Origin of the sequence: Fulvivirga aurantia (genome assembly GCF_009711475.1) — a bacterium.
Lineage (GTDB): Bacteria > Bacteroidota > Bacteroidia > Cytophagales > Cyclobacteriaceae > Fulvivirga > Fulvivirga aurantia.
This window is the reverse complement of the sequence record NZ_SMMD01000805.1, coordinates 1-8,960: the sequence shown is the minus strand read 5'-3', so window position 1 is coordinate 8,960 and position 8,960 is coordinate 1. Positions and strand designations below refer to the sequence as shown.

Genomic DNA, 8,960 nt, shown 5'->3' with positions numbered 1-8,960 from the left:
ATGATGACTTAACCGTTACATTAGTTCAGAACGGTAATTTAAATTTGACATTAGTTGATGCATCAGGAAATTTCATTACGGATGCAGATGTGACACTTTATCAGGACGAAGCTGAATTAGAGGAGCAGGTATCTGATGAGAATGGCTTAGTAGATTTCGGCAGTTTGATTGCTGGCCCATATATGGTGGTTGTTGAAACTGAAGTAAATGGAAAAGAGTATGAATTTAATAGAGGAGTGCAGGTAGTTTCAGGCGCTACTAAACAATATGAAATCAACATAGAAAGCTATGTTGGAGAGGTTAGAGTGCAATTTAGAGACGATGATACTTATAATAAATTGGAGCAGGATGGCTTAACGGGTATTCTAGTTAAGGAAAATGACGCTTACTACATGGCAGAAGGGCTTGATGAATACATTGCTTTGTCAAATCATAAAGCTACTACTGATGGAGAAGGCGTAATGCTTTTTACAGATGTTCCGGTGGGTAGATATAGATTTATATTTTATGTAAATGATGAAATTGAAGAGACCTATACAGTTTACGTTGATAAAGACGAAGTTGATTATGAAACAATTTACGTTAATGCTTTTGATGTAATTTTTAAATCCAAAACTAAGTGGAATATAGCCTCTTTAGTAAGATCAAGTGATAACTCTGCTGTTGCTAATGATTATGTTTCCGTTGAATTTGATTTCGAGAATGAGACATGTACACTAAAGAGATCAGGTGGTTTATCTGATGTTCAGGGAAGTTACTACAAGAGTTACTATTCTTTAGATTTTTACTGGGATGGAATGTCAAATTGGAACTCTGACATTGAAAGTGCAAACGAAGGCGAGCTTAAAATTGAATACTACGATTACAATGCTTCGTCAAATGTTATTATGACACTTAATTAAATTGCTAAAAAAGAAGAAGGCTTAGTAAGCCTTCTTCTTTTTAAAAACTCACTTCCGGGGCTCTTTCTGCGCCCTCTTTAGACTCAAAAAGTGGCTTCCTTTCAAAGCCATACATCCCTGCAAAAATGTTTGCCGGAAATGATCTAATTAGCTTATTATATTCAGTTGCGGCTTCATTAAATCGATTCCTAGCAACAGTTATTCTATTTTCGGTACCTTCTAACTGTGCTTGTAGATCTAAGAAGTTTTGATTTGATTTTAAATCAGGATAACGCTCAACTGTTACCAATAGTCGAGACAAGGCACCACTTAATTGACCCTGAGCCTGTTGGAATTGTTGAATCTGAGCAGCATCTAAATTACTTGGGTCTATCTGAATGCTGGAGGCTTTACTTCTTGCCTCAACCACTCCGGTCAACACTTCCTTTTCTTGCTCTGCAAAACCCTTTACCGTGTTTACTAAATTAGGGATAAGATCAGCTCTTCGTTGGTATTGTGCCTCAACATTAGCCCATGACTGTGCTACAGTTTCTTCTTTGTCAACCATTTCGTTATATGTTCCTGCAAACAGTCTGTACAGAATAAAAACCAATACAACAATTACTCCAAGGGTAATTAAAAGTCCTTTTTTCATAATTCTAATTTCTAATATTTCGATTCAAATTTAAACGATTATATTGCAATTTATCATTTGAATACGCCTTTTTACATAGCCATGTTATTTCGAATAACTAATATACTCTTAATATTATTTCTATTAAATCCTGCTGACATTATAGCTCAGGATTTTGTGTCTATTCCACCTCTCAACGCAAGGGTCATTGATAAGACTGGCACTTTATCTAATTCACAAACTAATGCTATTGAAGCCACCCTAAGCCAGTTTGAGCAAACGAAGGGTGGTCAGATAGTTGTTTTAATGATTCCTTCTACATCATCAGAGGCTATTGAACAGTATAGTATACGAGTAGTAGAAGAGTGGAAGATAGGTAGAAAAGGTGTTGATGATGGTATATTGCTTCTAATAGCAAAAAATGATCGAAAAATCCGAATTGAGGTTGGCTACGGACTTGAAGGCGCGGTACCTGATGCTTATGCCAGCAGAGTGATAAATCAAATTATTAAACCTGAATTTAGATCAGGTGATTTTTATCATGGTATTACCAAAGGTCTTGATGCAATCATAGGACTTGTAGAAGGTGAGCAACTTCCCGAGCCAATAAGAAACGAAAGCAGTGGAGATGGTAGCTGGAGTAAATACATTAACGTGTTGTTTCCTTTCTTAATTATATTCGTTGTGGTTGGTAATTATCTGCTAAAGAAGATTCTGGGCAAAAAATTGGGTGCAGTGGCATTTTTCGTTCTACTGCTGATAGTAGGTACAGTTTTAGTCAATTTTATTGTGGGTTTATTTATTTCTACCTTTCTCACTCTTATGTTTAGTGTACCTGGAAGTAATAGCGGAGGCAGAAGAGGTGGTGGAGGATGGTATGGTGGATTTGGTGGAGGTGGAAGCTTTGGCGGAGGCGGTGGAGGCTTTAGTGGTGGAGGTGGAAGTTTTGGTGGCGGAGGAGCGTCTGGAGGTTGGTAAATTTAGGTATTATGAGTTCAAAAAAGTTCAGATTTTCAGAGAGTCAGAAAAAACAGATCAAAGAAGCAATTATTGATTTAGAAAGCCATTCTTCAGGGGAGATTGTTCCTTATTTCGCAGAAAGAAGTGATGATTATGAAGAGGCAAGGTGGAAAAGTGCGATTATATTTAGTCTATTTGGAGCTATTCTTCTAGGTTTATCGTCCTATTTCTGGTTATTACCTTTTGTAGTTACTCCACTAGAAGATGCTATATATATCGCTATTTTAATGATTGCGGGGTTCGTTTTTCCGATACTATTTCCTGCTTCAATTAGGTTTTTGCTAAATGATAATAAGCTTCATCGTAGAGTGATGGAAAGTGCTACGGAGGTATTCTTAGAAGAAGAAATTTTCAAAACGAGAGATAGGACTGGTGTGCTCATATATATAAGTGAATTAGAACATGAAGTAGTTGTGCTTGCTGATTCAGGTATAAATGCAAAGGTTGCTCAACATGAGTGGGAGGCTGTTGCAAATTTGATAATCGCTGGCGTTAAGAATAAAAAAGTTGAAGAAGGCTTGATAAAGGCTATCCATAAGTGCAAAGACCTATTGTTAGAAAACGGTTTTCATGCCAAAGATAACGACTCTAACGAGTTAAGTGATAACGTAAGGTTTGATTGAAAAAATCGATTCAAATGTCAGAACACTATAAACAAAAAAAGCCTCTCTTATGAGGAGCTTTAATGCGGTCAAGACGAACCTTCCCGATCAATCGGGTCGACACCCTGCTGCTAATCAGCTACGAATAGTGGCTAGGTGATACTTTCTAAATAATAATCCCGTCAGCCGTTTGGTTCAGAGCGTTGTAAACTAAAAAAGCTTCCCAAATGAGAAGCTTTTAAGCGGTCCGGACGAGACTCGAACTCGCGACCTCCTGCGTGACAGGCAGGCATTCTAACCAACTGAACTACCGGACCAATATGTTAATATTTTTATTATTTCGATCTAATTGAGATGTTAACTCATGCTTTGATTTAACAAGGCAGACATTTTAACCTCCCGATATCTATCGGGATGAACTACCGGACCAAAATGTTTTAATTTTTCCCCTTTCGTTTAAGGTGTTGCAAATGTATAGTGGGGGATATTGAAATGCAATACTTAACAGTAATTTATTTTAATTTTTTTCAAATTTCATTTTACCTGCTCTCAGGTTATCATAAATCAATATTAGTGCTAATTTTGTTGTAACTTTAACTAAACAGATAATGCTATTGGATTTTGAAAAACCTATCGCAGAGTTAGAGGCTAAACTTGATGATATGAAGCGAATCGCTACAGAAAGTGATGTAGACGTCAAGGATGCCGTAAAATCGTTGGAAACGAAAATTAAAAATCTGAAAAAGGATACATTTAATAACCTTACTCGCTGGCAGCGCGTACAGCTATCTCGCCATCCTGAGAGGCCTTATACCTTAGATTATATCTATGAAATGTCTGATGACTTCGTAGAGCTACATGGTGACCGTACCGTGAAAGACGACAAAGCCATGGTTGGTGGTTTTGCTACCATAGATGGTCAATCTTTTATGGTTATTGGTCAACAAAAAGGTAGAAATACTAAACAGCGCCAAATGCGTAATTTTGGCATGGCCAATCCTGAAGGTTATAGAAAGGCACTAAGGCTGATGAAATTGGCTGAAAAGTTTAATAAGCCGATTATAACACTGATAGATACTCCCGGAGCTTTTCCTGGTCTCGAGGCTGAAGAAAGAGGTCAGGGTGAGGCAATTGCGCGTAATCTTAAAGAGATGTTCATGCTCAAGGTGCCGGTGATTTGTGTAATAATAGGCGAGGGTGCTTCTGGTGGAGCGCTCGGTATTGGAATAGGAGACAGAGTACTTATGCTCGAGAACTCCTGGTATTCAGTTATATCCCCGGAAAACTGCTCGACCATTCTTTGGAGAAGTTGGGATTATAAAGAACAAGCTGCTGAAGCCCTAAAGCCAACTGCTTATGATATGAAAGAGCTAAACATGATCGATGGTATTGTGAAAGAACCTTTGGGTGGAGCGCATACCGATATGAGTTGGATGGCCAAGCAGTTGAAGAAAACAATTCTCGATCATACGAAAGAATTGATGGAATTATCTCCGGAACAACGAATCGAAAAAAGAATTGATAAATTCTGTGCAATTGGAGTTGTCAAAGAGTAGTTTACAAAAACTTACATTAATTTAAAGCCATAATTTTTTATGGCTTTTATTTTTTGTGTACTATGAAAAACATCAATTGGAAGGATCACTTAGTAAATCTGTTTGTCGTAATAATTGGCATAACAGTAGCATTTGCACTGAATAGATTTGCTGAAAATAGCAAAGAGCAGGCTTTGGAGAAAGAATACTTAAAGAGCTTTCTTGATGATTTAAATAAAGATATAGAACAGCTCATCGTATTAAGTGATACATCAACATATTGGATGAAGAACAACAAGCGATTGACAGAGGTCATTACTTCTGAAGACTTGAGTAATGATTCACTTTTTTATTATGTAATTAGTCTATACTCTTTGGCAGAATTTACTGCACAGGATAATACGTACGAAACATTAAGATCTTCAGGTAATTTCTACCTTTTAGGAGACTTTAATTTAAGGAAGGATTTAACTAATGTTTACAATACACATTATAAATATATTGCCTATTTAGATGAGTATCATCGTAATCTGCAAATGAATAAATTGTCACCTTATATTAACGAAAACGTCCGGTTTACCGGAAGACCAGTAATTGCAAATACTGAATTTCTCCGTGATAACTACTTCATAAATATTTCCTTTAGTGCTTTAAATGTGTTGCAGACTAAGCTAAAGGCATATGACGATGCTCTAGAGGCAATGAAAGACTTGAAAATTAGATTAGAAAATCAAACAGACTGATGCTATGAATCTACATGTGATTAATACAGGATTTTTTAAACTAGATGGAGGTGCAATGTTTGGTGTAGTACCAAAATCTCTTTGGCAACGAACCAACCCTGCTGATGAGAATAATATGTGTACCTGGGCCATGCGCTGTTTACTGATAGAGGACGGAGATCAGGCTATATTGATAGATAATGGTATTGGAAACAAACAAAGTGATAAATTTTTCTCACACTACTATTTACATGGAGATTATAGCTTAAAAGGATCTCTTAAAGAGGCAGGCTTTGACACCAATGATGTCACTGACATGTTTCTCACACATCTTCATTTTGATCATTGCGGTGGCGGAGTTGAATATAAGAATGGCGACCAATTGGAATTAGTTTTTAAGAATGCTAAATATTGGTCTAATGAAGATCACTGGAAGTGGGCTACCGAACCAAATAAAAGAGAAAAAGCCAGTTTTTTAAGTGAAAATATTTTGCCCATGCAGGAGAGTGGTCATCTTAATTTTGTGCCTGTAGGTGGTGAAACCCCTTTTTCGCAGTTTGATGTATTGATGGTAGATGGGCACACTGATAAACAAATGATTCCAAAAATCAAGTATAAGGATCACACGATTGTTTTTGCAGCAGATTTGCTACCTTCTACTGGCCATATACCATTGCCTTATGTTATGGGCTATGACACCCGACCACTGGAAACGCTCAAGGAAAAGGAAGCTTTTCTAAAATCGGCAGCCGACAATGGTTACATCATCTTTTTAGAGCATGATGCTCAAAATGAGTGTTGTACGGTAAAACATACCGAAAAAGGAGTGAGGCTCGACAAAACATTTCCTTTGAAAGAAATACTGTAGAATGGCATGAAAGTAGGCTTAGTTTTATCTGGAGGAGGGGTACGTGGGGTCGCTCATTTAGGTGTTATTAAAGCGTTAGAAGAAAATGACGTAACCATTGATTGCATTTCAGGGTCAAGTGCCGGAGCTATCGTTGGAGCTTTATATGCGGCTGGGCACGATGTACTGGACATATTAGACATAATTACACAAATCAAAACTTTTAGGTTACTACAGCCAGCCATGAGTTGGAAGGGTATCCTAACTATGGAAGTTGTTGAGAAATTCTTAGAGAAATACCTTCCCGCAGATGATTTTGATGATTTGAAAATCCCATTGTACGTTACTGCTACTAATTTGCGTACTGGTAAATCAGAAAGTTTTAATCAGGGTAGGCTAAGGCGTGTAATTTGTGCATCATCCTGCATACCAGTTATGTTCAATCCGGTGGTTTATAATGGAGAATTGTATATAGATGGTGGTATTTTAAATAATCTACCTGTGGACCCAATAAGAGAGCAGTGCGACTTTATTATCGGTAGCCATAGCAATCCTGTTGATGATAATTTTGACCCAAGAAACGTGAGAGTGGTGATGGAGCGAGCACTTATGATGGCCATTACACAAAATGTTTATCAACGAAAAAGTAGCTGCGATTTTTTTATTGAACCCAAAGGCCTGGAGCCGTACAAAGTGATGGACCTGGCCAAAGCGACTGAGATATATGAAATCGGTTACGAGTACACTAAACAGCAAATTGAGAAAGAAAACCTTCTAGATCATTTATAATGAATTTTAAAGAACAGATATTACAGGGTATACCAGAAGAACTGCCTTCTTCAAAACCTTTTGATGAGTCAGTAAATCACGCTCCTAAGCGAAAAGACATACTAACTGAAGAGGAAAAGAAACTCGCTCTTAAAAATGCATTAAGATACTTTGATCCTAAGCATCATCCTGTCTTAGTTTCAGAGTTTAGAGAAGAGTTAGAAAAGTATGGCAGGATTTATATGTATCGTTTTCGACCTGACTATGATATGTATGCCCGTCCGATTGATGAGTATCCGTTTATATCTGAGCAGGCTGGAGCTATTATGCTCATGATACAAAATAATCTAGATCCTGCAGTTGCTCAACATCCACATGAGTTAATTACATACGGTGGAAATGGGGCAGTTTTTCAAAATTGGGCGCAGTATCTGCTCACCATGCAATACTTGGCTACCATGAGCGATGAGCAAACGCTGCACATGTACTCAGGGCACCCGATGGGTCTTTTTCCGTCTGGCAAAGAGGCTCCCAGGGTTGTAGTTACCAATGGAATGATGATTCCTAATTATTCTGCTCAAGACGACTGGGAGAAATATAATGCCCTGGGTGTAACGCAATATGGGCAGATGACTGCGGGTTCATACATGTACATAGGTCCACAGGGAATTGTACATGGCACCACTATTACAGTACTTAATGCTGGTCGCAAGGTCTCAAAATCTGGTGAAGGTCTCGAAGGAAAGTTATTTGTGACTTCCGGGCTGGGTGGTATGAGTGGAGCACAACCAAAAGCAGGTAATATTGCGGGTTGTATCTCTGTGGTTGCTGAGGTCAATTCCAAAGCTATTTCAACCAGGCACTCGCAAGGATGGGTAGATGAAGTGATATGTGATCTTGTTGAACTAGTTGAACGCGTAAAAAAAGCGAAGGCAAATAAGGAAGTGGTGTCAATAGCCTATCATGGGAATATTGTTGATGTCTGGAATAAGTTTTATGATGAAGACGTATATATCGATTTAGGTTCAGACCAAACCTCGCTGCACAATCCATGGGCTGGGGGATACTATCCTGTAGCATTGAGTTTTGAAGAAGCCAATGAGATGATGGCTACCGAGCCTGATAAGTTTAAAGATTACGTGCAAGATTCACTTAGAAAGCAGGCATTAGCTATAAATAAGCATGCAGCAAAAGGCACGTATTTCTTCGACTATGGAAACGCATTTTTACTGGAAGCCTCCAGGGCAGGAGCAGATGTGGTTGCAGAAAATGGAATTGATTTTAAATACCCATCATACGTGCAAGATATTATGGGACCTATGTGTTTTGATTACGGTTTTGGTCCATTTCGATGGGTCTGTGCCAATGGGAAACCAGATGATTTAGCTAAGACTGATGAAATAGCAGCTAATGTTTTAGCTGAAATAAAGTCCTCATCGCCTGAAGAAATTCAGCAGCAAATGGATGATAACATTCGGTGGATACAGGCTGCTGGTAAGAATAAACTGGTAGTCGGATCGCAAGCTCGTATTCTTTATGCTGATGCAGAGGGAAGAATGAAAATTGCCTCTGCTTTCAACAAGGCTATTAAGCAGGGAGACATTGGTCCTATTGTTCTAGGCCGTGATCACCATGATGTATCGGGCACTGACAGTCCTTATCGAGAGACTTCAAATATATATGACGGATCGAGGTATACAGCTGATATGGCCATACAAAATGTAATAGGAGACAGTTTCAGAGGAGCTACCTGGGTGAGCATTCACAATGGTGGTGGTGTAGGCTGGGGTGAAGTTATCAATGGTGGCTTTGGTATGCTGCTGGACGGTACAGATGATGCGCAGCAGAAGTTAGAAAATATGCTGTTTTATGACGTGAATAATGGGATAGCTCGAAGAAGTTGGGCGAGAAATAAAGAGGCAATATTTGCTATCAAGAGAGAAATGGAAAG

Annotated in this window: 9 protein-coding genes and 1 tRNA gene; 8 read left to right on the top strand and 2 right to left on the bottom strand. The window is 38.4% G+C overall.

The genetic code is table 11. The features are described from left to right. Positions 1–902: carboxypeptidase-like regulatory domain-containing protein (locus E1176_RS10910; protein WP_222933133.1), on the top strand; the 902-nt coding region annotated here is incomplete at its 5' end. Positions 903–942: 40 nt separating this feature from the next. Here E1176_RS10910 and E1176_RS10905 read toward each other — a convergent pair. Further along, entirely contained in the window at positions 943–1,536 is a 594-nt protein-coding gene (locus tag E1176_RS10905) for a LemA family protein (RefSeq protein ID WP_155210641.1), read from the bottom strand. Positions 1,537–1,617: 81 nt separating this feature from the next. Here E1176_RS10905 and E1176_RS10900 point away from each other — a divergent pair, with 81 nt between their 5' ends. Together E1176_RS10900 and E1176_RS10895 are read left to right on the top strand one after the other, a co-directional pair. After that, positions 1,618–2,493, top strand: a complete 876-nt coding sequence (locus tag E1176_RS10900) for a TPM domain-containing protein (protein WP_155210640.1) — start codon at positions 1,618–1,620, stop codon at positions 2,491–2,493. An 11-nt stretch (positions 2,494–2,504) separates the two neighbouring features. After that, positions 2,505–3,158 carry a TPM domain-containing protein gene (locus E1176_RS10895; protein ID WP_155210639.1) on the top strand — a complete coding sequence of 218 codons (654 nt, stop codon included), beginning with the start codon at positions 2,505–2,507 and terminating at the stop codon, positions 3,156–3,158. A gap of 222 nt (positions 3,159–3,380) precedes the next feature. Here E1176_RS10895 and E1176_RS10890 read toward each other — a convergent pair. Then, positions 3,381–3,454 (bottom strand) — tRNA-Asp (locus tag E1176_RS10890). 291 nt (positions 3,455–3,745) lie between these two features. Here E1176_RS10890 and E1176_RS10885 point away from each other — a divergent pair. The 5 genes from E1176_RS10885 to E1176_RS10865 form a co-directional block, all read left to right on the top strand. After that, positions 3,746–4,693 carry an acetyl-CoA carboxylase carboxyltransferase subunit alpha gene (locus tag E1176_RS10885; RefSeq protein WP_155210638.1) on the top strand — a complete coding sequence of 316 codons (948 nt, stop codon included), beginning with the start codon at positions 3,746–3,748 and terminating at the stop codon, positions 4,691–4,693. Between the two features lie 53 nt (positions 4,694–4,746). Continuing rightward, a complete protein-coding gene (locus E1176_RS10880) occupies positions 4,747–5,415 on the top strand; it encodes a hypothetical protein (RefSeq protein ID WP_155210637.1) in 669 nt (222 codons plus the stop codon). A 4-nt stretch (positions 5,416–5,419) separates the two neighbouring features. Then, positions 5,420–6,262 (top strand): MBL fold metallo-hydrolase, encoded by an 843-nt coding sequence (locus E1176_RS10875; protein WP_155210636.1) that lies wholly within the window; start codon positions 5,420–5,422, stop codon positions 6,260–6,262. 6 nt (positions 6,263–6,268) lie between these two features. Beyond that, entirely contained in the window at positions 6,269–7,030 is a 762-nt protein-coding gene (locus E1176_RS10870) for a patatin-like phospholipase family protein (protein WP_155210635.1), read from the top strand. Further along, on the top strand, positions 7,030–8,960 hold a 1,931-nt coding region (locus E1176_RS10865), incomplete at its 3' end, for a urocanate hydratase (RefSeq protein ID WP_155210634.1). The genes E1176_RS10870 and E1176_RS10865, both read left to right, overlap by 1 nt.

Coding starts and splice junctions, on each gene's coding strand:
- E1176_RS10905 (WP_155210641.1), bottom strand. CDS start 1,536: ATGAAAAAAGGACTTTTAATTACCCTTGGAGTAATTGTTGTATTGGTT.
- E1176_RS10900 (WP_155210640.1), top strand. CDS start 1,618: ATGTTATTTCGAATAACTAATATACTCTTAATATTATTTCTATTAAAT.
- E1176_RS10895 (WP_155210639.1), top strand. CDS start 2,505: ATGAGTTCAAAAAAGTTCAGATTTTCAGAGAGTCAGAAAAAACAGATC.
- E1176_RS10885 (WP_155210638.1), top strand. CDS start 3,746: ATGCTATTGGATTTTGAAAAACCTATCGCAGAGTTAGAGGCTAAACTT.
- E1176_RS10875 (WP_155210636.1), top strand. CDS start 5,420: ATGAATCTACATGTGATTAATACAGGATTTTTTAAACTAGATGGAGGT.
- E1176_RS10870 (WP_155210635.1), top strand. CDS start 6,269: ATGAAAGTAGGCTTAGTTTTATCTGGAGGAGGGGTACGTGGGGTCGCT.